Below are 25,783 nucleotides of genomic sequence, written 5' to 3' on the forward strand. Positions count from 1 at the left end.
AGCGGTTTTAAAGGGAAATGATAGGGTAGATTATTTTCTACGAGCCTCTTTGATGCGGGCTTTCTTACCAGTAAGTTCTCTAAAGTAGAAGATACGTTTTCTACGTACGCTACCTGCTTTGTTCAATTCGATCTTCTGGATTGCTGGAAGGTTCATAGGGAAAATACGCTCAACACCTACGTTACCACTCATTTTGCGAATGGTGAATGTCTTAGTGGCTCCAGAACCTCTAACCTGTAGCACTACACCACGGAAAAACTGCGTACGGCTCTTTTCACCTTCTTTAATTTCATAGAATACCGTGATGGTATCTCCAGCTCCAAATTTTGGAAATTCTTTCTTTGTGATAAACTCGTCCTGAACGAATTTTACTAAATCAGTCATCTTGATAGATTAATGTGTTAGGTAAACAAACAACATGCACGATTATCGTCAGAGGTTATTTTTTACGAGGCGCAAAAATAGGATTATTAAATAATTATACCAAAAAAATCAAATAAAAATGATCTTGCTATTGTACGATCAGTTTCTTGACAAAGTTGGATTGATCTGTATTCACACGCAAAAAGTAAATTCCTGATGCTAATGAAGATACATCAAACACTTGGGTCTGATTGTTAAGGCTGCGTTTGGACTCAAAAACACGCTTGCCCAATGAGTTGATGATAACCACGTTCACAGACTCACTACGCACTTGTTCAAATGACAATTTGAGTGTGCCATCCTTAATAGGATTTGCCAGCAAGGTCATTTTTTCTGGCTTTTGGTCCAGCTGAAAATGCACCGTCGTAGGCTGTTCTAATGGTATTGCGTAAGATGAAAAACCCATCACGCCTAAAAGAAAAGAGAGTATAAGTATTTTCATAAGTGTCTAATTACGTGTAAAATTACAATTATTTTGTTATTTGTCGATATTAATCATCAGTTAAAAGATCGGGTCGTCGTTCTTTTGTTCTTTTAAATGCTTGTTCTTCTCGCCATTCATCAATTTTAGGCAGATTACCGCTCAATAAAATTTCAGGAACCTTGGCACCTTTATATTCTGCTGGTCTAGTATATACCGGTGGCGCCAGTAGTCCATCCTGAAAGCTGTCCGTCAGCGCGCTAGTTTCATCGCTTATCACATTGGGAATCAGCCTTATCACAGCGTCACATAATACGGCAGCACCCAACTCGCCACCGCTCAATACATAATCGCCTATGGAAATTTCCTTGGTCACATACAGGTCCCGCACACGTTGATCAACTCCTTTATAATGTCCACATAATATGATGATGTTCTCTTTTAATGACAACTGATTGGCGATGCCTTGATTCAAGGTTTCTCCGTCTGGTGTCATGTAAATGATCTCATCGTACTTGCGATCTGCACTCAACTCTGTAATCATTTTATCAATAGGTTCAATCATCATGACCATGCCGGCGCCACCTCCATATTGATAATCATCTACCTGGTTGTACTTGTTCAAACCATATCTGCGCAGGTCGTGCATGTGCACTTCCACGATTCCTTTTTCGACCGCGCGCTTCAATATAGACGCTTCAAAAGGACTTTGGATTAATTCTGGTAGTACGGTAATGATGTCTATTCTCAAAATAAATAACTTTGGGGCAAAAGTACTTCTTCTAAAAACATGCCGTAATGCAAGAAGCTTCGTTTTTTATTGGAATATATCTTTTTACGTTAGTTTAAACACTGTTTAGAATTTGATGAATTTATCGCTTTCGCGAAAGCGCAACTAATCTACCACCATATGCAAACGACTCAACCCTTGAACGATAATAATCTGAATCTACTGCGCATCCTTTACATTGTGAAGGCCTGCTTTAACTTTTTAGGGATGTTCTTTTTTATAGGATATGCCTTTATGGGCACCTTTTTTAAAGCGATGGTAAATACGTTTCCAAACCCGGCTCAAAATGAAGCGCATTTTCCAGAGGCCATGCAATGGATTTTTGTAATCGTAGGAACTATAGGAGCTGTAGTCCTTTTGACTTTTGGGATTTTGACGCTTATCGCAGCCTCAAAAATCAACTCGCGGAAGGGCTATAATTTTATTTTTGTAGTTGGTATCCTCAACTGCTTTACTGGGATGCTGGGAATTGCTTTGGGTGTTTTTACAATTATTGAACTGAGTAAACCTCAAGTCAAGGCGTTGTTCCAACCTCAACCTAAAACGCCCATAGGTTTTTAAGCGTTACTTTTCTTGACGATATCCTTCAAGATCTTGATGTGGTGATGCGTGTGGATCTTTAGGAATTTGATCGTTTCCTTTTTATCCAATGACCCAAATAATGGATGACGCATAAAAGCCTTTTCATCCAGATCCCTAATGGAATTCACCTGATGGAATGTGCGATCCAATCGCACCTTAATTGAATCTTTATCTAACTCACCTTCATCTGGCAGTACATCCTTAGGAGCTTTTCCCTTGCCACGAGGCATCCAGCTTGTATTCATAATCACAAACTTGAGCAAGGAAGATTTAGGTTTGAAGTCCTCTGGCTTTGACTGGCGCATCATTTCTGGAACACCTTCCAGAATGCGTAAACTGTGATCAATGTGCCAGTAAATCCCTTTAGCCGAAACATTGGGCGCCACCAGATTTCCTTTCTCAAGATAAGTTTCAAGTTGGTCAAATTGTTTTTGCAAAGGATTTTTCATGGACTTAATTTTGAATTACAAGATAGAGGTATCTGTGAATCTTTGACCATAAAAAAGCACTTTTCCAAATTTGGAAAAGTGCTTATGTTTTTAAATTATAATTTACTGCTATTCAGGAAGTAACACAAAGTCAATAGCGTGAACTACACCATTACTTCCAGTAACATTGGTAGCAATAACTTCAATATCATTATTCCCAGAGCCATCTGTAATGGTAACACCATTCGTAGTGTTGATAGTAAAAGTTCCTGTGGTTATCGGGTCTACGACCAGTCCATCAGTGATATCTTCTTGACGCACTGCGGCACCAGAAGCCACATGGTACAATAGGATCGCGTCTAAATTATCTAGGGCAAGTACATCTGCAATAGAATTAAGACCATCATTAGGATCTGCATCAATTAAAGCTTGAAATGCATCATTTGTTGGAGCGAATACTGTAAATGGTGCTGGATTTGTTCCAGTAGTCATAGTATTCTGTAGTGCGGGAACTAATTGTTCTTGGCTTAGAGCGGTAACTAAATTTGAAAACGTTGGATTTGACGCCGCAAGGGTCGCTACTGTTGGTAGGGTAATTACTTCGTCAACAACATGAACAACTCCGTTACTAACCGGAATGTCTGATGAACCAAGTTCAACAAATACAAAGTTGTTAATTAAAATACCGTCATTAGTATTGATAAACATATCAAAGGAATCTCCATCTGCGTTTACTGCTAAGGTTTTGTAATAGTTGGACTCCAAGTCTGCTGCTCTATTGACAGAACCTAAAACGTGATTTCTTAATACATTTTCAAGAACATCCTGTGGGATTTCGTCCAGTGTAGTAAAATCATTTGCTTCAAGAAAATCTTCAAAAGCGTCATTTGTAGGCGCAAAAACGGTAAAGGTAGCTGTAGGATCATCCAATGCTGCATCTAATCCGGTTCTTTCTAAGGCCGTTTTTAAGGTGGAAAAGTTTGGATTATTGACGGTGATGTCAAAAGCACTGTCTTGAATGACAAGGTTTGCGTCGTCGTCAGAATCACAACTTGTTACACTGATTGCTGCAATTGCTAGGAATGCAACTGCTAAAGGTTTTAATAGGGTTTTCATAATAAAAGATATTTTTTTTAAAATTATTTCCCATTCTGTTTAACGGTTTTGAACAAAATGTTAAACAAGTTTTGTTTAACAATCCTTTATAGATCTAATATGGCTTTGTTCGATCTTCCTACAGCTAATAAATAAGATCGTAAAACAAAAACATTAGTTAGATCATAAAATTGAATTTATCAATATTGTTTTCTGGTTGAATATTAAAGAATCAGCTTCTCTTTTCCCTCGTAATAAAGTACCCAGAGGTGATGCCTTAGAAATAATATAGACCTCTTTATGATCGACTTCAATTTTTCCAATGGCAACAGCTATGTAGAACCAGCCCGTAGATAGATGCACTAATGTTCCTGTTCCTATAGAGTTATTGGTTACTTGAGAGTCTATGCTTTGAAGTACATTCCAACGTTGTTTGGCATCAATTTGCTGTCTTTTGTAAAGATCTTCCTGGTTCTGGATCATTGCCATACCGGTTTCATATTTATCGCCGGCACTGCTTTTTGTTTCGTTGCTTTTGGCTTCCATCAGTTGATCCATACTGGATTGTATGGTATCCAACTGCTGTTGCACTATTTCGAGGCATTTGTTATGAATGGCAGTTTTAAATTGAATCCAGCTTGTCTCGTCCATCTATTGCTGTTGCAGTACAAAGTCCAGTGTGTGAATCACGCCATTGAAAGCAGTAATATTGGTCGCTACAAGATTGATGGTATTTCCCGAGCCGTCAATGATTGAAATACCGCTAGTCGTATTTACGGTAAAAGTTCCTGTTCCTAAAGGATCAATCGTCGCGCCATTTTCAAAGGCATCCTGGCGCAATGCCTGACTACCCAAAACATGATACAGCAACTTATCGTCAAAATTATTCTGGTCCAGCACGTCTTGAATGGTCTCAAATTGATCATTAGGGTCTGAAGCTATGAACGCAGCAAAAGCTGGATCACTAGGTGCAAAAAGCGTAAATGGTGCAGATGCATCGTCATTATTGTCCAGTACGATACTTAAACCTTCCTGATCCAAAGCCGTAGTCAGATTTGAAAAATTAGGATTGGAACTAATAAGCGTATAAATGCTGGGTAAATCCAGCACATCATCAACGATGTGAACTATACCATTGCTCACGCGATTATCGGGATCTGTCACCGTTGACTCATCATTGATACGCAAGGTGTTGTTCTCAACTTCTACAAATACATCGATCTGGGCATTGCCTACTTGCGCCAATGTTTTGAAATATTGAGAATTGAATTGACCAGTGGTTTTGATATCAGATTGCACATGATACAACAATATGGTTCTCAATAAGTCCTCGGGCACAGCTTCGATACTACTGTAGCTATTGGCTGCAAGAAAGGTTGAAAACGCCTGGTTGTTAGGTGCAAAAATGGTCAAACTACCTTCTTGATCCAGTGTAAAATCCAATTGGGTACGTTCTAGGGCTGCCACCATGCTAGTATGATCTGGACTTTCTTCTAGAAAATCCAGTGCCGTTGGGCCGTTGATCACATTCATGTTATCATCGTCATCCACACAGGAAACCGCTAACACCAAAACACTCAAAAACAAAAATGAATTCAAAAACTTCTTCATAGTACTACTCATAAACGTGCTGCAAAATAACGATTATGCAGCTAGCCTATTGCGTTCACGGTGTAAAACTCATTCAACTATTTCCATAGACAAAAAAATCGCGGGCATCAACAAATCAAATGCCGTCACATCGCGCATCGTTGCGAACTGACGTATTTTTGCAGCATGGCAAAAGTAGTAGTAGGACTTTCTGGTGGAGTAGACTCAAGTGTCGCCGCGCATCTTTTAAAAGAGCAAGGTCATGAGGTGATAGGGCTTTTTATGAAGAACTGGCACGATGACACCGTTACCATCAGTGACGAGTGTCCATGGTTGGAAGATTCAAACGATGCAATGCTGGTGGCTGATAAGCTGGGAATACCGTTCCAGACCGTCGATTTGAGTGAGCAATACAAGGAACGCATTGTCAACTATATGTTTGACGAGTATGCGCGCGGCCGCACGCCCAATCCTGATGTGCTGTGCAATCGAGAGATCAAGTTTGATGTTTTTATGGATATCGCCTTGGACCTTGGAGCAGACTTTGTTGCGACGGGTCACTACTGCCAGAAAACCACCACACAAGAAAACGGAAATACCATTCATCATTTGATTTCTGGAGCGGATGCCGGCAAGGACCAGAGCTATTTTTTATGCCAAGTCTCGCAGGAGCAGCTTGCCAAAACCCTTTTTCCTATAGGTCATCTTCAAAAAAGTGAAGTGCGCGAGATCGCTGCCGCAAAAGGCTTGATCACTGCAGGCAAAAAGGACAGTCAAGGATTGTGCTTCATTGGTAAAGTTCGACTACCTGATTTTTTACAGCAGCAACTCAAACCCAAAACTGGAAATATCGTAGAGATACCAACGCATTTAAGCGTTTCCAGAATGTCAGAATTGAGCAGTGATGATGAGGTGGTTTCGCTTTCGCGAAAGCGAACTTATCAAGAATCTGATGGAATCCTTAAAGGTCAGCATCAAGGAGCACACTATTTTACACGTGGCCAGCGCCGCGGCTTGAATGTAGGTGGCACTCCAGAGCCGTTGTTTGTCATTGAGACTGATGTGGATACCAATACGATTTATGTAGGTCAAGGAAAGGACCATGCCGGTTTGTATCGCCGCGGGCTCGTGATACAACCAGATGAAGTGCACTGGATAAGAACTGATTTGAAACTGGAAGTAGGCGAATCCATGGAAGTCATGGGTCGCATACGGTATCGTCAAAAGTTGGAGCCAGCCAAGCTGTACCAGCGAGAAGATGGACTTTATATGATTTTTGATGCGCCACAGAGTGCGATTTCACCAGGACAGTTTGCAGCTTGGTATAAAAATGGAGAGTGTTTGGGTTCTGGCGTAATTGCTTAACTTTCAGATATGAAATCTCTAGTCGTTTTAATAGTGATGCTTTTCACGGTATCGCTTTCTGCTCAAGAACTGCATGCACTGGTTTATTTTAAGGATAAGCCTAATGTGCAGAGTTCGCTGGAGAATCCATCAACCATTCTTACGCAACGGGCATTGGATCGCAAGCAACGTCACGGCATTGCCATCGATGAGCGTGACGTTCCCATGAATCAGAATTATGTGAACACCGTTAAATCACAGCCTGGTATAGATTACCGTACTCAATCTAAATGGTTCAATGCTGTACATGTGGTGGCAACTTTTGAGAACTTGGAAATCTTGAAGAATTTGAGTTTTGTGGATCGAGTGGAATATGCAGACCAGACCAAAAATGCGACTGTCGGTCAACGAGAAAAATTCAATGAAGACATCACCTTACCTGCCAATTATGGCGCTGCCACTAATCAGATTGAAATGATAGGTTTGGATGATTTGCATAATCGTGGATTTACCGGCGATGGAATCCTAATGGCCATAACTGATAGTGGTTTCCCTAATGTAGATATCAATAGAGCTTTTGAGACCGCTAGATCAGAAAACAGAATTGTAAGTGGCTACGACTTTGTAGCTGGTGACGCTAGTTTTTATGGCGATCATTTTCACGGCGCACGAGTCTTTAGCATTATCGCCGGGCAAATCAATACAGCGACTGATAATTATATAGGCACGGCTCCAGATGCCAGCTACTACCTATTTAGAACTGAAGACGCCGCCAGTGAAACTCCAGTCGAAATGAGTTACTGGGTCGCCGCTGCAGAGCGCGCCGATTCTTTAGGTGTTGATGTCATGAATGTCTCGTTGGGATATCTGGGGTTTGATAATTCCAATGAAAGCCTTACGTATCAAGATATGAATGGTACTTCTGTGATTTCTCGTGGCGCGACCATAGCAAGTGAAAAAGGAGTGCTGGTCGTGACCAGTGCTGGAAATTTTGGGAATAGTGCCAGCTATCCGTGGATTGCTGCACCAGCAGATGCTCCAGGTGTGTTTGCGATAGGCGCGGTAACCGCAAGTGGTATAAAATCCAGTTTTTCCAGTATAGGTCCAACGGTCGATGGACGCATACGTCCGCACATAGTCGCTCAAGGATCTGCCACCGCACTAGTACATGAGAATGACGGTCAGATTGTGACGGGAAATGGTACCAGTTACAGTGGTCCTGTCATCGCTGGAGCGATGGCGTGCTTACTGCAGGCTTATCCCAATTTGACGCCAGCACAGCTCATGCAAGCCGTTCAAGATTCAGGATCTCAGGCCACAAATCCAGACAACCAGTTAGGCTACGGTATTCCAGATTTCGGCAAGACCTTTCAAACCTTGTCCAGCCAGCAAGTTACCGCCATGGATGATTTGAAGTATTATGTTAAGGACCGTATTTTACACGTCTATATCGCTCAAGGCGAAAGCGCAATTCCTTTCCAACTCTACAACCTTCAAGGTCAATTGTTGATCGATAAAAACATCCTGCCACAGGACACCATAGATTTAAACGGATTCTCAAGCGGGATCTATCTTTTTAGATGGAAGGAGAAAGCGTTTAAGATTGCTTTAAACTAGAACAATACTTATGAAAAATCATATCAAAATATTTACCAGTGATTCCATAACCGTACACCGTATGGCAGACGTTTTGGAAAATAACAACATTTCGGTAATTGTCAAAGATGAAACCGAGTCTAGTAGATTGGCAGGCTTTGGAGTACCTGAGAACAGTGTAGAACTTTTTGTTTCACAAGAAGATGCGCAGAAAGCCCAAGAATTGATCGCATCAATATCCTAATTCAAGATCATTTTATAGATCTTGCGAGAAAGAATTCTAATTGATGAGCAATAAAATCACTCAACTTTTTCAAATCAAATATCCCATTGTTCAAGGCGGTATGGTCTGGGCAAGCGGTTGGAAACTGGCCAGTGCCGTAAGCAATGCAGGTGGTTTAGGCCTGATAGGTGCTGGGTCGATGTATCCACATGTGCTGCGCGAACACATTCAAAAAACAAAGAAAGCTACAAACAAACCTTATGGTGTGAATGTGCCTTTACTTTACTCTGATCTGGATGAGATTCTGGAAATCATCAAAGAGGAAAAAGTGCCTATTGTATTCACTAGTGCTGGTAATCCCAAAAGCTACACTCCACAATTAAAAGAAGCAGGAATTACAGTAGTTCACGTGGTAAGTTCCGTGAAATTTGCCTTGAAATCTCAAGAAGCTGGAGTTGATGCCGTCGTGGCAGAAGGTTTTGAAGCTGGTGGCCATAATGGACGTGAAGAATCCACCACCTTAACCTTGATACCACAGGTCGCAAAAGCTATTGATATTCCCTTAATGGCCGCTGGTGGTATCGCTACGGGTAGAGCCATGCTGGCAGCAATGACATTGGGCGCTGATGGTGTTCAAGTAGGTAGTAGGTTTGTCTGTACTCCAGAAGCCAGCAGTCATATCAATTTTAAAAAAGCGATTGTAGAAGCAGGTGAAGGTGATACCCACTTGACTCTAAAGGAATTGGCGCCCGTACGATTGATGCGCAACAAATTCTGGAATCAGGTGCAGGAATTATATCAGCAATCGCCAACTAAGGAAGATCTGACCCAATTGCTGGGAAGAGCCAGAGCAAAAAAAGGCATGTTTGAAGGTGATCTCGATAATGGTGAGTTAGAAATAGGTCAAGTATCTGGATTGATTGATGACATCATTCCTGCGGCCCAAGTCGTTGAAGACATGGTCGGAGAATATGAAGCGGCCCGCAAAGAAATGATGGAAAAATCCTTGTATGCCTAGAGCACAAACCGCTCTGGAAGAGCGCTGGAACGTCATCACGCATGGTTTTGGATTTATCCTATTTGCATGCACTAGTGTTATTCTTTTGCAGCAAGCATCATCAAGTGCTGCATCTTATGCACTGCTCGCCATAATTATATATGGTGTGTCGCAATTATTTTTATATGCAGCATCCACCTCATATCACTATGCCAAGCCAGAAAAAATCAAGTGGACCTTGCGCAAGATGGATCACATCTCCATTTATTTTTCCATTGCAGGAACGTATACGCCAGTTTGCTTGATCAGTCTGGAGCAGAGTAGTGGCTGGCTCATTCTGGCAGCAGTTTGGGGCGTTGCTTTGTTTGGAACGATTTGGAAACTTTTCTTTACTGGTAAGTTTGAAGCTTTCTCGAGCATATTATATCTGGTGATGGGTTGGATGGTAGTTTTGGATCTGGAATCCTTGCAAGCTGCCTTTAGCGCACAGCAGATGATGTGGCTTATTGCTGGAGGCATTTTCTTCTCGGTTGGAATTGTTTTCTACGCTTGGAACAAGCTATACTTCAACCACGTCATTTGGCACTTTTTTGTTCTAGGCGGTAGCTTGAGTCACTTGATAATGGTATGGCTCATATTGAAATAGACGTGATGGATGTATCGCTTTCGCGAAAGCGAAATACTAAATCATAAAAGCCAGTCCGGCACCAGCCAGCATTACAATCATTTTGGCAAGATTGAATTGGTGTCCATCACTGGATTCCAGAATCAATGTGGTAGAAACGTGTAAAACGATCCCAGCTACTAATGCCTTGATGGGAAGCATGTAGGCGTCAGCGAAATCTGCGTATTGTGCGATGATGCTTCCCAACGGAGACATGATCGCAAAAATGGAAATGACCAAAAGTATTTTAGTAACTGAAGCCTTATTAGCAATCAGGAATCCTGTAAAAATGAAGGCGATAGGTATTTTGTGAATCGCCACACCATAGGTCATACCATTAGCTTCTTGCAGCGGCATACCTTCCAGAAAGGCGTGTAAACATAGGCTTACAAATAACGCGATGGGAAATTTAGTAACATCATGATGTACGTGAAGGTGACCATGTTCAGCTCCTTTTGAGAAAAACTCTAGAATGATCTGTACAAAAACACCTGCGATGAGGTAAATGCCAAAAGTTGCATCACCAGATTCATAAATCTCGGGAAGAAATTCTGTGGCCACGGCGCTCAATAAAAACGCTCCAGAAAATGCCAGCAATAACTTCATGCGCTGCCTAGAAACTTCTTTAAATATAAATGCCGTTGCGCTGCCTATAACGACAGCGAGAAATGGCAACCACAAATTCATCATGATGCTTTTGCTATTTGAAAGACCAATATAAGACGGTCACTGGTTTTCTTATTAAACGGCTCTAATTGATAATCTCCATATGTAGCGACCAGTTGCAGTCCAGCGGTAGCAAAATAGGATTTAAAATCTTCTAGGGTCAATGCCTGGACGCGCTCTGTAAAATGAAATTTATTTCCATCTTCCTCAAAACGTATGTCTTTATAGATGTGACCATCCTCAAACCTGCGCGACTGGTTGAAGGTGATTCCCTTTTCGGTTTTTTCGTCATAAGCAACTAGATTTTCAATCACTTTATGCGAGTTGAAAAAATCGATCACGCCATAACCATCAGGTTTCAGGCTTTGTTTGATCGCCTGTATGGTCTTGAGATTGTCATCTGGATTGTCAAAATAGCCAAAACTGGTAAACAGGTTAAAGATGGCGTCAAACTTCTCTGGGTACGGTTGGGTCATATTGTGCACCGCAAATTGTATGCGGTCCAGTTGGACCTTTCCGGTTCCTAATTCGCCCAGTTCTAGATTTCCAGACTTGATGTGGTCTAGTTTCGCTTTCGCGAAAGCGATACTACTCTCACTCAAATCCACACCGGTAACGCGGTAACCCAATCGGTTTAAAAAGATGCTATGGCGGCCACGGCCACAAGCCAGGTCCAGGATGTGAGCCTGTTGGTCCAGCTCCAGACGTTGCGTGAGGCGCTTCATGAAATGACCAGCCTCAATATAATCACGATCCCTGTAGAGGATGTGGTAATAAGGCGTGTCGAACCAACTGGAATACCATGTAGTCTGGTCGTTTGTCTCGCTCATAGGCGGCAAAAATACCTTAATTTTGCGGCTCAAAACTGTATCGCATGTCGCAAAATTTTAAGATGATTGCCAAAACCCTTTTTGGCCTTGAAGAAGTCCTGGAAACCGAACTTAGAAACCTAGGTGCGATGGATATCGAGAAAGGTGTGAGAATGGTGAGTTTTTCAGGCGATCAAGGTTTTATGTATAAAGCCAATATGATGCTGCGCACGGCCATCAGGATTCTTAAACCTATTCATAGTTTTAGAGCGCGAACTGAGGTAGACCTTTATGATGGCATCTATCAAATGGACTGGTCAAAATACTTGACGCCGCACGATACGCTGGCGGTAAACGCCACGGTTTCTTCTCAGTACTTTAACCACAGTCAATATGTTGCTCTAAAAACCAAAGACGCGATTGTTGATCAATTGCGTGAGAAACACGGTCGGCGTCCAGATGTGGATACCAAGCATCCCGACTTGCGCATCTCTGTCCATATCAACGATCAAACGGTTGATGTATCGCTAGATACGAGTGGAGATCCTTTATATAAAAGAGGTTATCGCGATCAGACTAATGTGGCGCCGATCAATGAGGTGCTCGCTGCTGGAATAATTCTGCTTAGTAATTGGGACCAGCGCTCGACTTTTATTGATCCCATGTGTGGTAGCGGAACGATAGCTATAGAAGCGGCAATGATAGGTGCTAACATTGCACCTAATATCAATAGAAAGGAATTTGGTTTTGAGAAATGGCCAGATTATGACAATCAATTGTTTGAAAATATTCAAGCCAGCTGTTTGAAGAAGATGCGTGGCTTTGACGGTAAAATCATCGCTCGCGATGCTGATGGCTACACGGTAGAAAAGGCCATAGAAAATGTCAAGAATGCTAACCTTCAAGACTTTGTTAGCGTCGAGAAAGGAGACTTTTTTAGGGATTCACAAAGCGCTCAGGCTTTTTTATTGTTCAATCCACCATATGATGAGCGATTAGAGATTGATATGGAGGCCTTCTATAAAGAAATAGGCGATACCTTGAAAAGCAGGTATGCGGGCAGCACGGCATGGATGATCACCGGAAATCTGGAAGCCTTGAAGCATGTAGGCTTGAAAGCATCCCGCAGGATCAAGCTTTTTAATGGTAAATTGGAAGCGCGACTGGTTAAATATGAAATGTATCGCGGTTCAAAAAAAGCCAGTAAACAGGATCAATAGGAGTGTATATTTGCAGTCCGCATTATTTAAAATACATTAGATATGGCAATGAATAAGAACGGAGTTCTAGGATGGGCAACCCTAATCATGATCATTATAGGTGTTGGACTTATTGCACTGGGCGCTTTTAGATATAGAGAAGTGGCAGGATATGGTTTTGCCGCAGTAGGCATAGGATTTTTTGCGATCGCTTGGGTATTCAATGCATTGAAGGGTCGCGTTTAAATGAAACGGGAAATCAAAATTAAAAACCTGAACAGTAAGAAGTATTTGCGCATTACTTACGCCGCTACTGCCCTATTTATCATAGCGTTTTTATGTTGGTTTCTAGATGCACCGGTCGTTTACGCCTACATTGCTGCTGGTTTGGCCATCACGCTTTTTGCTTATTTGAGCATGGATAGCTTTACGACTTCAAACGCGGTTTCTTACGGCTCCAAAAGCGTGACCATGAAACTGCTGGGACACAAAACCATAGGATTTCTATTTGCTGATGTCAAGCAAGTACGCCTTCAAGATCTGGGATTATTAATACGAGTTGAGGGGTTAGAGGATATTAAGCTTTCGCGAAAGCGATACACAGATCAATCCCTAGAACAACTACATACCATTTTTAAAGAAAAAATTTCATTACAATGAGTGACGATAAACAAGTAATATTTTCAATGTCAGGTCTTTCAAAGACCTACCAAAGTACCGGTAAACAGGTGCTTAAAAACATCTACCTAAGCTTTTTCTACGGCGCCAAAATCGGGATTTTAGGTCTCAATGGTTCTGGTAAATCCACGCTGTTGAAGATCATCGCAGGGAAAGAAAAAAACTACCAAGGAGATATCAATTTCTTGCCAGGATACCGTGTAGGTTACCTGGAGCAGGAACCAGAACTGGACGAGTCCAAAACGGTTATGGAAATCGTCAAGGAAGGCGTCGCCGAAACGGTTGCGATTCTGGACGAATACAATAAGATCAACGACGATTTTGGACTGGAAGAGAACTATTCTGATGCAGACAAGATGGAGAAGTTGATGAACCGTCAGGCAGAATTGCAAGATAAGATTGATGCCGTTAATGCCTGGGAACTGGACACTAAACTTGAAATCGCGATGGATGCACTGCGCACGCCGCCAGGTGATGCGAGCATCAAAAATCTTTCTGGTGGTGAAAAGCGACGCGTGGCTTTATGTCGATTATTACTACAAGAACCCGAAATCCTATTGCTGGATGAGCCTACCAACCACCTGGATGCAGAATCTGTATTATGGTTGGAACAACACCTTGCTCAGTATAAGGGAACCGTTATCGCTGTAACTCACGATAGATATTTCCTTGATAATGTTGCAGGATGGATTCTAGAACTGGATCGTGGTGAAGGGATTCCATGGAAAGGAAACTATTCTAGCTGGTTGGAGCAAAAAAGTGACCGTCTTGCCAAAGAAGAAAAAACAGAGTCCAAGCGTCGCAAGACCCTACAACGTGAGTTGGATTGGGTACGTCAAGGAGCCAAAGGTCGCCAGACCAAGCAAAAGGCTCGTTTGAATAACTATGACAAGCTCTTAAACGAGGACCAAAAAGCCAAAGAAGAAAAGCTGGAAATCTATATACCCAATGGACCACGATTGGGAACTAATGTTATCGAGGCTAATGGCGTGAGTAAGGCATTTGGCGATAAACTATTATATGAAGACCTCAATTTTGTACTGCCACAAAACGGTATTGTTGGAATCATAGGTCCCAATGGTGCTGGTAAAACGACCATTTTCAAAATGATTATGGATGAGGTAGAACCAGACAAAGGTTCATTCAAAGTAGGTGAAACGGTCAAGCTAGCCTATGTAGATCAAACACACAGTAATATAGATCAGGATAAATCCATCTGGGAGAATTTTGCAGACGGGCAAGATATGGTGATGATGGGTGGCAAGATGGTAAACTCTAGGGCGTACTTGAGTCGTTTCAACTTTTCAGGTTCTGAGCAAAATAAGAAAGTGTCAACGCTTTCTGGTGGTGAGCGCAACAGGCTGCACCTTGCCATGACTCTTAAAGAAGAAGGAAACGTGCTGCTTCTCGATGAGCCTACCAATGATTTAGATGTGAATACCCTACGTGCACTAGAAGAAGGACTGGAAAACTTTGCTGGTTGTGCGGTGATCATATCTCACGATAGATGGTTCCTTGATAGGGTTTGTACACACATTATTGCGTTTGAAGGTGACTCTCAGGTCTATTCATTTGAAGGTAGCTTTACAGAATATGAAGAGAACAAGAGAAAGCGATTGGGTGATGTAACTCCTAAGAGAATTAGATATAAAAAGTTGATAAGAGATTAAGCTTTCTTATTACGACACTTATAGCTCCCATCAGGTAATTATTCTTGATGGGAGTTTTTTTATCTTTTGTTTAATCTTTGCATCAATCTAGGCGCTTCACAATTAACAGTTTGAAAGGTTTCTTTTAACTTCTAATAGAGGCAAGAAACACCCTACATGGGATATTTTTCCATCGTGTAAGTAGGGTTACCTTTAACCCGTTGAATTGCAATAGATGATAAGAAATTTACTATCCTTAAAAATTCAGTTAGCTCAGAGTAGGATCTCGGTTCAAGATGCTAAAGGTCTAGGTATCGTCTCATTTCTGGCTTACCTAAATGTGAAAGTAGAAAGTTCAAGACATTCTGTTAGCATACCAAAAAATCCACATCAACTTCCAGAAGTCGTTTCAAAACAAGAATTAAGTGAATTGGTGTTTGCCATTAATGACTTCATTCATTTATTGAAACTTGATGTGACCAACTCAAAATCGATAGAACGTTTTACCCAAGTTGATCAATGTTTGAGGTTTGAGACTTCTGTAGCTTCAACGGTTTCTCAGGATCTTTTGGATAAAATAAGTCTGATTGAAAACGCGGCAAATAAATATTTTGGTGAATTTAGAAGTCATTTTAGCGATAGAATTTGTGCCGTACAGTCGATGGCTATCATTCGTAATGGGGAACGCACCTATGGTTTGGAGGCTAAGGATTTGGTAAAAACTTCTTCGGTTTTGGATATCCTATCTCACTTGGCTTTAAACACCAGCGGACTCAAACGACCAAAACAGCTTCATTCCAATCCTGTAAGCCAGTCGGTTTTGTACAAAAGCGCCGTTTGAATATACTGAAACAGTAAAGGGAATTCGCTCTGGAAAGCTACCGGTGACTCAAAGAAATACTCCGTGAGTACTGCCATAAATTCGTACTGATTTGTGAACGCATAGTCTCTGAAAAATTGAGAAAGTTCCAACCTATTCCGTACTTCTCGATCTTTTAAGGCCATCAGTAAAAGATGATGGTATTTATGATATCTCAAGGCATCTATGTGTTGCGAGCGTTCGCTCTCAATATGAATCACATGAGTAAATTCGTGCAGCGCTAGATGGAAATTATCGTCTTCTACCTGTATTCCTGCCAGCACATCAGGCCAAGACAAGGCCAGCACTTTTGCTCTGGGATTGAACTCACCTTTGTGTAAGGCTTGATTCGCAGCGCTTTCAAAAGGCGTGTCAAATATCAAAATGGTCTCCAGATTATCCATCATATAATTACGCCTACCGAAGGTGAGCATTACCGCAATAATGGCTATCGTGACCTTTTGATGATCCTGCACTGGTTTCCCATAACGATGGTTAAAACTTTTATAGGCTATGAAACATGCAACACGATGTTCAAACTGTTTTTGATACTTAGGCGAGAGATTTTTATAAAAGGAGAATTCTTGAAGAGTTCGCTTTCGCGAAAGCGATAACCTTCTCCAGCTTACCACTTGTCTATACCATAGAAAATCCTTTCGATTTTGCAGGTATCTCAAGATAAGATGAATGATCGCAGCAAGCAGTATGAGCCCAACAAGCGCATACCCGTATGGCGCCAACCACTGCTGCGTGTCACTAGGTATTAGCAGTCTTGGCAAATTAGTCGTTTGACATGAAGATGCTCAAGATGTACCAGAATAATAGCATTAATGAAGCAAAAAGCCCAAGTGATGCACCTACATATTGATCTGTAGAATATTTGTGGACTAGTTGCGAAGTTTGATATAAGATCGTTCCAGCGGCTAAAACAATCATTCCAGCACTAAAGAACAGTCCTAGATTAAAACCGAAAATCATCCCGGCAACGATCGCACCTACGGCTATCAAAAAGCCTATGGCAAGAATACTGCGTAGGAATGAAAAGTCTTTTTTGGTAATCAATACTACGGCGCTCAATCCAGTAAATAGAGCTAGTGTCATGATTGCAGCTTGATTGATGACTGCAAAATAATCGCCTTGCAGATAGTAAATCGCGATGTAAAGCAGCGGTACAAAAATGATCGCCTCTGCCAGTACAAATAGGAAAAGCGCCAGATATTGCTTGGTCTTGTCGTGTGTGGTATGCGCCAGTTTTTCAGCATAATTAGTCGCAAACATAAAAGCGCCTAAAACCAGTAACCATTTCCATCCTTGGGTAAGAGACAACATAAGATCTACCAGCGGATCGATGCGTAGCAATACTGTTTCAATAACAATAAACAGTAAGGTAGCAAGAGCCACATGACCATAGGTCTTACGGTAAAATGCCGCTCGGGTATGGTCCGTAACCTCAATCAAAGGCTGATATGTCGTTGTGTTTTTATATTCGGTAGTTTCCATGTTTTTTAATTTGAGTTTGCTGTTACTGACTATAGAAGAAAACGTTTAATGGATTGTTTTACTTCTATAGCAGTCAATGTAACAAAGATATTTAATAAATCTATAGACGTATCCATTAGGCATTGCGATAAAAGCATAAGAAAATCTCAAAAGTTTTAATCTTAAACTCTTTTATTGACTCAATGATTACATTGTTGTGGGTTTCAATAATAGTGCCTAACAGGACCTAGTTAAATCGAACTTTATAGATGCTTCAATTATTCGACTGGTTCCGTCAGCTTGAGCAATTTCAATGTTTTCCAGAATAGTCATTACGTGAAAACTTTTCTTCCTCGAGGCAACTTTCACATTTCCCTATCATTTAATTGTGGCTTGCTGCCTTAATTTTCAAAATATCCATTGCCGGTCACAATTTATAAGGATCGCAAACGAATATATAAAAGGTAAGATTGTTTTTGAAAAAGATTCTACTACTCATACTCATTGCTTTTTTAACGCATTCTTGTCTGGTGACTAAAAATTACCAAGAACCAGAACTGGACGTCCCAACCGTTTATAGGGACTTTAAGGAAATCGATTCTACCTCAATGGCTATGGTGCCTTATGAGTGTTTTTTCAATGACCCATTACTACTAGACTACATTGATGAAGCACTTACTAACAATTATGATATGCGTCTGGCACTTCAAAATGTGTATCGATCGCAGGCATTATATCGGCAAGGAAGAGCTGGTTACGTACCTACTTTGAATGTGGACGCGTCGGTCAATTCATCAGATTTTAGTGATAATAGTTTTCAGGGACAGCAAGCTCGTCAAGGAAACCAGTCCAGCGATGGCAATGTTCCTTCACGCATTGAACAGTATGACCTTACTGGGACACTGGATTGGGAAATTGATCTTTGGGGTGGCATTACCAGCAACAAAAGAGCAACAGCTGCAGCTTATTTACAGAGCGAGGCTGGACAACGACTGGTCAAGACTTCTATCATTTCAAATGTGGCCTCGCAATATTACTTGCTCATGGCACTTGACGAGCAGTTGGAAATTGCCCAGCAGGCTGTGGAAGCCAGAAAAGGAAGTTTTGACATCACAGAAAAACTTAAAAAAGCTGGTCTGGAACGTGAAGTGGCCGTGCAACAATCTGGTTCGCAATTGAAGATTGCAGAATTGCTCGCACTGGATCTGGAGTTGCAAATCAAGCTTGCCGAAAATGCTTTCAGCGTCCTATTAGGGAAAAACCCGCAAGAGGTTTCTCGTGGAAAGATCGATAGTACCTTTCTGGATAGAGAAATTGAGATAGGATTGCCGTCGCAATTATTGAGAAACCGACCCGATGTGGTGCAGGCAGAATTCAACTTAATTAATGCCTTTGAGCTGGAAAATGTGGCGCGAGCAGATTTTTATCCGCAATTAAATATTGGAGCTTCTGCTGGATTTAGAAGTGTGAATGCCAGCGACTGGATAAGTAGCGCTTCATTGTTTAATACACTTGTCGCCGGTCTGGCACAGCCCATTTTGAACAACCGAAGAATCAAGACCAATTTTGAGGTAGCTCAAATCAATCAACAAACCGCATCACTGGAGTTCAAACAGACCTTGTTGACAGCCTATCAAGAGGTTAATGATGCGTGGTTTACCCAAAACTCGCTTACAGAACAATACAAGGTGCGACAGGAGCAAGTGGAATTTCTCGACAATGCGACAGACTATTCCTTCCGGCTTTATCAAAGCGGTCTTTCCAGTTATCTAGAGGTGCTCATCGCAGATTCCAACAAATTGAATGCCCAGATTGAATTGGTAAACCTAAAACTCAATCAGCTTAACGCAACCGTAGAGTTGTACCGTGCTTTGGGTGGCGGCTGGAATAAGAAGATTGAACCTGCAAGTACCATGTTGTCTAATGAAGAGAAGAAGAATGATTGAAGTTACGCTTTCGCGAAAGCGAATTTCAAACACACCTCATCGCTTTAATAGAGTTCATGATTTGAAATATAAATTGAAACAAGTGGGCTAATGACGCAACCGAAGCCATCAGAACAAATTTAAACCCCAGCGATATTCTGGGAAGCTATATATTATGAAGACCTATCACATCATATTGTCCTGCCTGATGACATTGGCGCTTTGCTGCTCATGTTCTGAAGAGCAAAAAGAGCAAAGAATACCGCAGTTGCCCGTTCTGAAGGTAGAAAAGAGAACAGTAAATGACACCACAATATTTCCCGCTAATGTGGAAGGTGTCAAGAACATCGAGATAAGACCTAAAATTCAAGGATTTATTGAAAAAATTTATGTGGATGAAGGTGCGTACGTGCAAAAAGGCGACCTGCTGTTTGAACTGGAAGCAGAACCCTTGCAAGCCGAAGCTCAAGCTGCGCGTGATGCTATAGGCATTGCCCGTGCAGATCGATACAACGCACAAGTTGATGTGGATAAACTCATACCACTGGTAAAAGACGGCATCATCAGTGACGTGGAATTAAAGAAAGCACAAGCTGGCCTGGAACAGGCAAACTCAAGATTGAAGGAAAGTGAAAACGTGTATCGCAGTGCACAGCGCATGTCGAATTACAAGACCATCGTGAGTCCAGTGACCGGTCGCATCAATTCATTGCCTTATAGGTTAGGCTCTCTTGTGGGACCAACGGATGCCATGGCGTTAACCACCGTAAGCCAGAACGATAGTGTATTTGTTTACTTTTCCATGGATGAGAAAGATTATGTCTCATTTTTAAAGGAAACTAAGGGAACCACACTTCAAGAGAAAATAGCAAACTTTCCAGAAGTGGTTTTTGAATTATCCAACGGTAACAACTATAATCAAAAGGGAAGGATCCAAACCACAACGGGTACGATCAACAGTTCTACGGGAAGCATCACATTCAGAGCGATTTTTCCCAATCCAGATGGCGTACTGCTCAATGGATATAGTGGTTTGATGAAAATTCCGATTGCTTACAATAACGTTGTTGTGGTACCTGCAGAATCCACTTATAAACAACAAACGCTTACCTATCTTTTTAAGCTGGCCAATAAGGATACCATTTATAATACACTTGTCGATATAGAAAAGCGTGTTGGGAATGTGGTGATTGTCAATTCAGGTATTAAAGTAGGTGATACCATTCTAGCCAAAGGACTTGGAAAAGTGCAGGATAGTAGTAAGATCAAGCCTAGGCTTATTGCTTTGGATAGTGTTTTGGGAAATGTAAAAAACACCTTTAGGAATGAATAAATTCCTCAAAATATTTATCGATAATCCAGTTTTATCTACCGTGATTTCTATTGTGGTGGTGATTTTGGGAATACTTGGCTTTAATAATCTGCCGGTGACCCAATATCCGCAGATCGCGCCACCAACGGTCGAGGTAACGGCAACATTTCCAGGTGCAGGTGCACAGACCATTCTGGAAAGCGTTGTAGTGCCACTCGAGCAGGAAATCAATGGTGTACAAGGCATTGATTATATCACCTCGACGGCGAGTAATAGTGGTAATGCCACCATTACCATTTTCTTCAAACAAGGAACCGATCCTGATATTGCTGCGGTAAATGTTCAAAATCGTGTGGCACGGGCAAATCCATTACTTCCTGCAGAGGTCATTAACAGCGGTATTGTCACTCAAAAGAAGCAGAATAGCTCGTTGATGTATTTATCCTTTAGAAGCACAACAGATGATTTTGACGAGATTTTTGTGCAGAATTATATTGATATCAAAGTGGTTCCAGTTCTTCAAAGAATTGAAGGAGTAGCACAGGTCTCATCAGGCAGTGGTAAGGCATACACCATGCGCATCTGGATCAAACCAGATAAACTCGCGGCCTATGCCTTGCAACCATCTGACGTTCTCGCGGCATTGAACGAGCAAAGCGTGGAAGCGGCACCAGGAACTTTGGGACAAAATTCAGGTACTGCATTCGAATATACGCTGCAGTATCAAGGCCGATTCAGTTCGATCGAAGAGTACGAAAATATTGTGCTGAAAGCCATCGACAATAATCAGTATTTGACACTTAAGCAAGTGGCAGATATTGAGCTGGATGCCTTTAGCTATACTTCCATTTCAGAAACTAACGGTGAACGATCTGTAGGTTTAGGGATTTTTCAATCGCCTGGATCCAATGCACAAAAGGTGATTCAAGACCTTGAAGTAGAACTAGAGCAACTAGCGGCAGACTTCCCGAAAGGAATGGACTACATCATTGATTACAATATCAATGATTTTTTAGAAGCGTCCATTGATAATTTGATCAATACTTTTTTGATTGCATTTGCACTGGTTTTTGTCGTTGTTTTTGTTTTTCTACAAGATATACGTACGACTATTATTCCAGCTATTGCGGTACCTGTATCTGTAGTTGGAACGTTTTTCTTCTTGAATTTGTTGGGCTATTCCTTGAACCTCTTGACATTATTCGCGCTGATTCTTGCCATAGGAATCGTTGTTGACGACGCCATTGTCGTTACAGAAGCTGTCAAGTCCAAAATGGAAAACGGTGAAAAAAGCGCTAGAAAGGCCAGTATAGATGCGATGAAGGAAATATCAGGAGCAATCATCGCGACGACCCTTGTGATGGCAGCAGTGTTTATTCCGGTAACTTTTTTGACAGGTCCAACTGGGATCTTTTTTGGGCAATTTGGAGTCACGTTGATTATTTCTATTGTAATATCTTCTATAAACGCACTCACGTTAAGTCCAGCATTAAGTGCTTTAATCCTAAAACCTGAAGACGGCGAAGAAGAAAACAAAAGCTTTTTAAGGCGATTTTTTAATGGCTTTAATCAGAAGTTTGACCAGCTCAAGGATCGTTACGAGAGCGTTTTAAATAGTTTGAGCAGTAAACTTGTAATTACGGGTATTGTGCTTGCCGTTGCCTTGGGAGCTATCTTTTTTATCAATAATAACATTCCTAAAGGTTTTGTGCCAACTGAAGATAAAGGAGTGGTATTTGCAAACGTGACTTTACCAGATGGAGCTTCCATGGATCGTACCTATCAGATCATGGCAGATTTTAGTGAGCAAGCTAAAAACATCGAAGGCATTGAGTCAATATCGTTTTCTACAGGATCCAATTTTTTTAATGGTACTGGAGGTTCTTATGCATTGGCCTATCTACCCTTAGAGAAATGGAGTGAAAGAGATGCGGACTCCTTATCCATCAATTCGATTATTAAACAGCTCAATGGGGTTGCCGCTTCATTTCCAGATGCGCAAATGACCTTTTTCCAGCCAGCGCAGGTGCCTGGTTATAGTGGTTCTGGAGGTTTTTCGTTCAATGTTTTAAGTGAAAGCGACGCATCCTTGGACGATCTTAATCAAGAAACAAAAAAACTTACTGCACGCCTTAATCAACGACCCGAGATTGCCATGACGAGAGCCACGTTTAGCAATGAGTTTCCTCAATATCAAATTGAATTGGACTTACCTAAAATCAAAGCCGCAGGAATTGATGCAAATACGATATTAGGATCTTTACAAGGTTATATTGGTGGAATATATGCCTCAAACTTTAGCAAGTTTGGAAAGCAGTATAAGGTTTACGTACAGGCCTTACCAGAGTACCGTAGAACCAAAGAGGATTTTAAAAAGATTTTTGTTCGCAATGATAAAGGAGAAATGGCGCCCATAACAGAGTTTTTCACTCTAAAAGAGATCAACGGTGCTCAGTCCATAAATAGATTCAATCTGTTTAATGCCATTGGTGTTAATGGATCCATTCAGGAAGGTTACAGTACCGGTGATGCAATTGCTACCATCAAAGAAGAAGCCCAGAGTTTGAAACGCGGCTATAAATTAGGTTTCAATGGTTTGACTAGAGAAGAGATCGAGGCAGAAGGTCAATTACAAGTGATTCTTGTACTTAGCTTGGTTTTTATGTACTTTTTCTTGGCTGTTCAATACAAAAGCTACATCATCCCATTGGCGGTAATTCTTTCTTTGCCGCTAGGTGTCCTAGGTTCTTACCTATTTACGTACCTATTCGGATTAGAAAACAACATTTATTTCAGGATCGCCTTGATCATGCTTGTCGGTTTGCTGGCAAAAAATGCGATTCTGATAGTAGAGTTTGGTCAACAAAAACGTAGAGATGGAGAATCCATAAAAGATGCTGCGATCCAAGCAGCTAAGGAACGATTAAGGCCAGTCTTGATGACCTCGATCGCTTTTATTGCAGGTATGGTTCCTTTAATTATCGCCTCTGGAGTAGGCGCTAAAGGTAACCGTTCCATAGGAACCGGTGCCGCAGGAGGCTTATTTGTGGGTACACTATTATTGATCATATTCGTGCCTATGCTCTTCATTGTATTTCAGAATTTGCATGAAAAGGTGGTGGGGAAATTATTTACAGAAGAAGACGAAGATGATTCATAGAAATCTCTTAGTACTGGCTACATTGAAATGAATCGAACTCCTTAAATTTAAAGAGACTCCATTTGATTTTTGTCAACGACTAGAAAAACATTAAACCTTTATTATTTTTAAGAGTCAAAACTATTGAATGAGCCAAACAACCGACCGCGAAATTCTTGATCTCATTGCAAACCCTAAGTCACTGGACAAAGGTTTTCGCATGCTTGTGAAAGAACATCAGCAAAACCTTTACTGGCAAATACGTAAGATCCTGCTCAACCACGAGGATGCAGATGATGTGCTGCAAAATGTCTTTATCAAGATCTTTAGAGGCTTGCCTAATTTTAAAGGTGATAGTAAATTGAGTACCTGGATGTTTAGAATTGCATACAATGAAAGTATGACCTTTCTCAAACGCAAATCTAAAATCGTCCAGATCAACAGTGCCGAAATGCAAGATTACCTAGTGCAGCAACTGGAAGCAGATGTGTATTTCACGGGTGATGATGTACAAATGCAACTCCAAAAAGCACTGGTAAGATTACCAGACCGGCAACGGGAGATTTTTAACATGAGGTACTACGACGAGATCAAGTTTAAGGATATCGCCGAAATTTTGGAACTTAGTGAAGGCGCTGTAAAATCAAGCTATCATATAGCAGCAAAAAAGATAGAGTCTTACCTTAAGGGAGATTAAACTAATCGCCATAATTGGTGTCATAGAAACATGAAAAAGAAGAACACACATAACGATTTAGGTTTTAAAGTACCGCAAGGATACTTTAAGGCAAACATAGATCGGTTGTGCGATAACGTGAAACCTGCGCAAGAGCGTGAGGATTCTCAATTTTCTGTGCCTTCTGGTTATTTTGACGGCTTGGAGGATCGTATTATGAATGCCGTGCGTTCTGATCAGGATGCAGATGCGGTCAATGCGAATGGTTTTGAAGTGCCTAAAGGTTATTTTGATGGTTTGGAAGATCGTGTGATGAACACAGTGGCGCAAAGTGAGCGTTCTGCAAACGATAAGGAACTACCATTTACTACACCAGATAACTATTTTGAGCAACTGGAAAAACGAGTACTGGAAGCAACTGTCGATAAGCCAGTAGTCAAGCTGGAAAGAGATTACCCATCATGGGTAATTCCAATGATTGCTGTTGCCGCCATATTTGTTGCTGCTCTTGCTATAGATGGATTCTGGCCTCAAAATGCACTGACCATTCAAGATCTGGAAAATGAAGAGATAGCTCTTTATTTAGCTGAAACAGACTTTATATCTGATCGCGACGCGATTAATATTTTATACTCAGATACTGATATTCTCGATACTGCAAATTTTGAAACCTCTATAAGTAATGATGAATTGCTAAACTACCTTGCAGATGAGGTAGATATGAACCAAATGTTGGAAGAATGAAAACGATAACTGTATTTACCATAGCCCTAATGGCATCTGTCAGTTCGATGGCACAAGTAGTGCGTACCAGTTACCAAGAGGTGCGCAGTGCCACAGATAAGATTGAAGCCATGGAAGTGTCATTCCTGACGCAAGAACTTGAACTCACCTCAGAAGAGGCGCAGAAATTCTGGCCCATTTTTAACGATATCAAGGAAGAGCGTAATGACTTGAAGATTAAAAAGAAAAAATTGATGTATGATATGGCTAAGAGCTTTAATACTATGTCCGTAGATCAAGCACAAGAATTTGTTGATGGCATGTTTGATATTGAAGCAGCCCTCAACGAGTCTAATTTTGAAGCGCGCAACAGAAAGATTATCAAAATCATAGGCCCAAAGAGATTTTTACAACTCAAAAAGGCTGAATATGAATTTAGAAAAAAGATATTGCAGGAATACCGCACTAGAGGCAGATAGATTCCGCAAAAGATTTTTAGTAATTAGTTTTGGTTAA

General features: G+C 41.2%; 28 protein-coding genes. 17 read left to right on the forward strand and 11 right to left on the reverse strand.

Features of this window, described 5'->3' with window-relative positions:
- Nucleotides 1-30: 30 nt before the first annotated feature.
- The 3 genes from rplS to trmD all read right to left on the reverse strand — a co-directional run bounded on the left by rplS (nt 31) and on the right by trmD (nt 1,595).
- Nucleotides 31-384 (reverse strand): 50S ribosomal protein L19, encoded by a 354-nt coding sequence (rplS, locus tag BST86_RS02060; protein WP_055412213.1) that lies wholly within the window; start codon nt 382-384, stop codon nt 31-33.
- A gap of 127 nt (nt 385-511) precedes the next feature.
- Nucleotides 512-865 (reverse strand): T9SS type A sorting domain-containing protein, encoded by a 354-nt coding sequence (locus BST86_RS02065; RefSeq protein ID WP_105981807.1) that lies wholly within the window; start codon nt 863-865, stop codon nt 512-514.
- Nucleotides 866-914: 49 nt separating this feature from the next.
- On the reverse strand, nt 915-1,595 hold the full coding sequence (gene trmD / locus BST86_RS02070) for a tRNA (guanosine(37)-N1)-methyltransferase TrmD (RefSeq protein ID WP_105981808.1): 681 nt from the start codon (nt 1,593-1,595) through the stop codon (nt 915-917).
- A gap of 159 nt (nt 1,596-1,754) precedes the next feature.
- Here trmD and BST86_RS02075 point away from each other — a divergent pair, with 159 nt between their 5' ends.
- Nucleotides 1,755-2,195 (forward strand): hypothetical protein, encoded by a 441-nt coding sequence (locus BST86_RS02075; RefSeq protein ID WP_105981809.1) that lies wholly within the window; start codon nt 1,755-1,757, stop codon nt 2,193-2,195.
- On the opposite strand, the gene BST86_RS02080 is transcribed toward BST86_RS02075, so the two are convergent.
- From BST86_RS02080 to BST86_RS02095, 4 genes are all read right to left on the reverse strand, one after another.
- Entirely contained in the window at nt 2,192-2,665 is a 474-nt protein-coding gene (locus BST86_RS02080; protein ID WP_105981810.1) for a DUF1569 domain-containing protein, read from the reverse strand. The two genes, BST86_RS02075 and BST86_RS02080, sit on opposite strands and share 4 nt — an antisense overlap.
- Nucleotides 2,666-2,773: 108 nt before the next feature.
- Nucleotides 2,774-3,760 carry a fasciclin domain-containing protein gene (locus tag BST86_RS02085; RefSeq protein WP_105981811.1) on the reverse strand — a complete coding sequence of 329 codons (987 nt, stop codon included), beginning with the start codon at nt 3,758-3,760 and terminating at the stop codon, nt 2,774-2,776.
- Between the two features lie 162 nt (nt 3,761-3,922).
- A complete protein-coding gene (locus BST86_RS02090) occupies nt 3,923-4,390 on the reverse strand; it encodes a transcription elongation factor (RefSeq protein ID WP_105981812.1) in 468 nt (155 codons plus the stop codon).
- On the reverse strand, nt 4,391-5,362 hold the full coding sequence (locus tag BST86_RS02095; RefSeq protein ID WP_105981813.1) for a fasciclin domain-containing protein: 972 nt from the start codon (nt 5,360-5,362) through the stop codon (nt 4,391-4,393). It lies immediately after the preceding gene.
- 153 nt (nt 5,363-5,515) lie between these two features.
- Here BST86_RS02095 and mnmA point away from each other — a divergent pair, with 153 nt between their 5' ends.
- From mnmA to trhA, 5 genes are read left to right on the forward strand one after another with little or no spacing between them, the layout of a single operon-like run.
- Entirely contained in the window at nt 5,516-6,694 is a 1,179-nt protein-coding gene (gene mnmA, locus BST86_RS02100; protein WP_105981814.1) for a tRNA 2-thiouridine(34) synthase MnmA, read from the forward strand.
- Nucleotides 6,695-6,703: 9 nt separating this feature from the next.
- Nucleotides 6,704-8,290 (forward strand): S8 family serine peptidase, encoded by a 1,587-nt coding sequence (locus BST86_RS02105; RefSeq protein WP_105981815.1) that lies wholly within the window; start codon nt 6,704-6,706, stop codon nt 8,288-8,290.
- Between the two features lie 10 nt (nt 8,291-8,300).
- Nucleotides 8,301-8,513 carry a putative signal transducing protein gene (locus BST86_RS02110; protein ID WP_105981816.1) on the forward strand — a complete coding sequence of 71 codons (213 nt, stop codon included), beginning with the start codon at nt 8,301-8,303 and terminating at the stop codon, nt 8,511-8,513.
- Between the two features lie 43 nt (nt 8,514-8,556).
- Complete coding sequence (locus BST86_RS02115) at nt 8,557-9,510, forward strand: NAD(P)H-dependent flavin oxidoreductase (protein ID WP_172443299.1); 954 nt, start codon at nt 8,557-8,559, stop codon at nt 9,508-9,510.
- On the forward strand, nt 9,503-10,135 hold the full coding sequence (trhA, locus tag BST86_RS02120) for a PAQR family membrane homeostasis protein TrhA (protein WP_105981818.1): 633 nt from the start codon (nt 9,503-9,505) through the stop codon (nt 10,133-10,135). The genes BST86_RS02115 and trhA overlap by 8 nt, the downstream gene beginning before the upstream one ends.
- Nucleotides 10,136-10,171: 36 nt before the next feature.
- Here the strand turns inward: trhA and BST86_RS02125 are convergent, their stop codons facing one another.
- Together BST86_RS02125 and BST86_RS02130 are read right to left on the reverse strand one after the other, a co-directional pair.
- Nucleotides 10,172-10,843: a ZIP family metal transporter gene (locus tag BST86_RS02125; protein ID WP_242446441.1), complete on the reverse strand. Its 672-nt coding sequence runs from the start codon at nt 10,841-10,843 to the stop codon at nt 10,172-10,174.
- Nucleotides 10,840-11,649 carry a class I SAM-dependent methyltransferase gene (locus tag BST86_RS02130; protein WP_105981819.1) on the reverse strand — a complete coding sequence of 270 codons (810 nt, stop codon included), beginning with the start codon at nt 11,647-11,649 and terminating at the stop codon, nt 10,840-10,842. Before BST86_RS02130 ends, BST86_RS02125 begins: the two co-directional genes overlap by 4 nt.
- Before the next feature lie 44 nt (nt 11,650-11,693).
- Between BST86_RS02130 and BST86_RS02135 the strand changes: the two genes are divergently transcribed.
- From BST86_RS02135 to BST86_RS02155, 5 genes are all read left to right on the forward strand, one after another.
- Nucleotides 11,694-12,848 carry a THUMP domain-containing class I SAM-dependent RNA methyltransferase gene (locus tag BST86_RS02135; RefSeq protein ID WP_055412226.1) on the forward strand — a complete coding sequence of 385 codons (1,155 nt, stop codon included), beginning with the start codon at nt 11,694-11,696 and terminating at the stop codon, nt 12,846-12,848.
- A gap of 48 nt (nt 12,849-12,896) precedes the next feature.
- The gene (locus tag BST86_RS02140; RefSeq protein WP_090756521.1) at nt 12,897-13,073 is read left to right on the forward strand and encodes a CAL67264 family membrane protein; all 177 of its coding nucleotides are present in this window, start codon (nt 12,897-12,899) and stop codon (nt 13,071-13,073) included.
- A complete protein-coding gene (locus BST86_RS02145; protein WP_105981820.1) occupies nt 13,074-13,487 on the forward strand; it encodes a hypothetical protein in 414 nt (137 codons plus the stop codon).
- The gene (gene ettA, locus BST86_RS02150; protein WP_105981821.1) at nt 13,484-15,175 is read left to right on the forward strand and encodes an energy-dependent translational throttle protein EttA; all 1,692 of its coding nucleotides are present in this window, start codon (nt 13,484-13,486) and stop codon (nt 15,173-15,175) included. The genes BST86_RS02145 and ettA overlap by 4 nt, the downstream gene beginning before the upstream one ends.
- A 214-nt stretch (nt 15,176-15,389) precedes the next feature.
- Entirely contained in the window at nt 15,390-15,995 is a 606-nt protein-coding gene (locus BST86_RS02155) for a hypothetical protein (RefSeq protein WP_105981822.1), read from the forward strand.
- Here BST86_RS02155 and BST86_RS02160 read toward each other — a convergent pair.
- Nucleotides 15,947-16,792: a zinc-dependent peptidase gene (locus tag BST86_RS02160; RefSeq protein WP_105981823.1), complete on the reverse strand. Its 846-nt coding sequence runs from the start codon at nt 16,790-16,792 to the stop codon at nt 15,947-15,949. The genes BST86_RS02155 and BST86_RS02160 overlap by 49 nt on opposite strands.
- Nucleotide 16,793: 1 nt before the next feature.
- Complete coding sequence (locus tag BST86_RS02165; protein ID WP_105981824.1) at nt 16,794-17,513, reverse strand: Bax inhibitor-1/YccA family protein; 720 nt, start codon at nt 17,511-17,513, stop codon at nt 16,794-16,796.
- 455 nt (nt 17,514-17,968) lie between these two features.
- On the opposite strand from BST86_RS02165, the gene BST86_RS02170 reads away from it, so the two are divergent.
- The 6 genes from BST86_RS02170 (at nt 17,969) to BST86_RS02195 (ending at nt 25,746) form a co-directional block, all read left to right on the forward strand.
- Complete coding sequence (locus tag BST86_RS02170; RefSeq protein ID WP_242446442.1) at nt 17,969-19,438, forward strand: efflux transporter outer membrane subunit; 1,470 nt, start codon at nt 17,969-17,971, stop codon at nt 19,436-19,438.
- 154 nt (nt 19,439-19,592) lie between these two features.
- Nucleotides 19,593-20,750: an efflux RND transporter periplasmic adaptor subunit gene (locus BST86_RS02175; RefSeq protein WP_105981826.1), complete on the forward strand. Its 1,158-nt coding sequence runs from the start codon at nt 19,593-19,595 to the stop codon at nt 20,748-20,750.
- Nucleotides 20,743-23,889: an efflux RND transporter permease subunit gene (locus tag BST86_RS02180; RefSeq protein WP_105981827.1), complete on the forward strand. Its 3,147-nt coding sequence runs from the start codon at nt 20,743-20,745 to the stop codon at nt 23,887-23,889. The genes BST86_RS02175 and BST86_RS02180 overlap by 8 nt, the downstream gene beginning before the upstream one ends.
- A 127-nt stretch (nt 23,890-24,016) precedes the next feature.
- A complete protein-coding gene (locus BST86_RS02185) occupies nt 24,017-24,565 on the forward strand; it encodes an RNA polymerase sigma factor (RefSeq protein WP_105981828.1) in 549 nt (182 codons plus the stop codon).
- Between the two features lie 30 nt (nt 24,566-24,595).
- On the forward strand, nt 24,596-25,288 hold the full coding sequence (locus BST86_RS02190) for a hypothetical protein (protein ID WP_105981829.1): 693 nt from the start codon (nt 24,596-24,598) through the stop codon (nt 25,286-25,288).
- Entirely contained in the window at nt 25,285-25,746 is a 462-nt protein-coding gene (locus BST86_RS02195) for a hypothetical protein (protein ID WP_105981830.1), read from the forward strand. The genes BST86_RS02190 and BST86_RS02195 overlap by 4 nt, the downstream gene beginning before the upstream one ends.
- Nucleotides 25,747-25,783: the final 37 nt, after the last annotated feature.

Source organism: Nonlabens agnitus (genome assembly GCF_002994045.1).
Lineage (GTDB): Bacteria > Bacteroidota > Bacteroidia > Flavobacteriales > Flavobacteriaceae > Nonlabens > Nonlabens agnitus.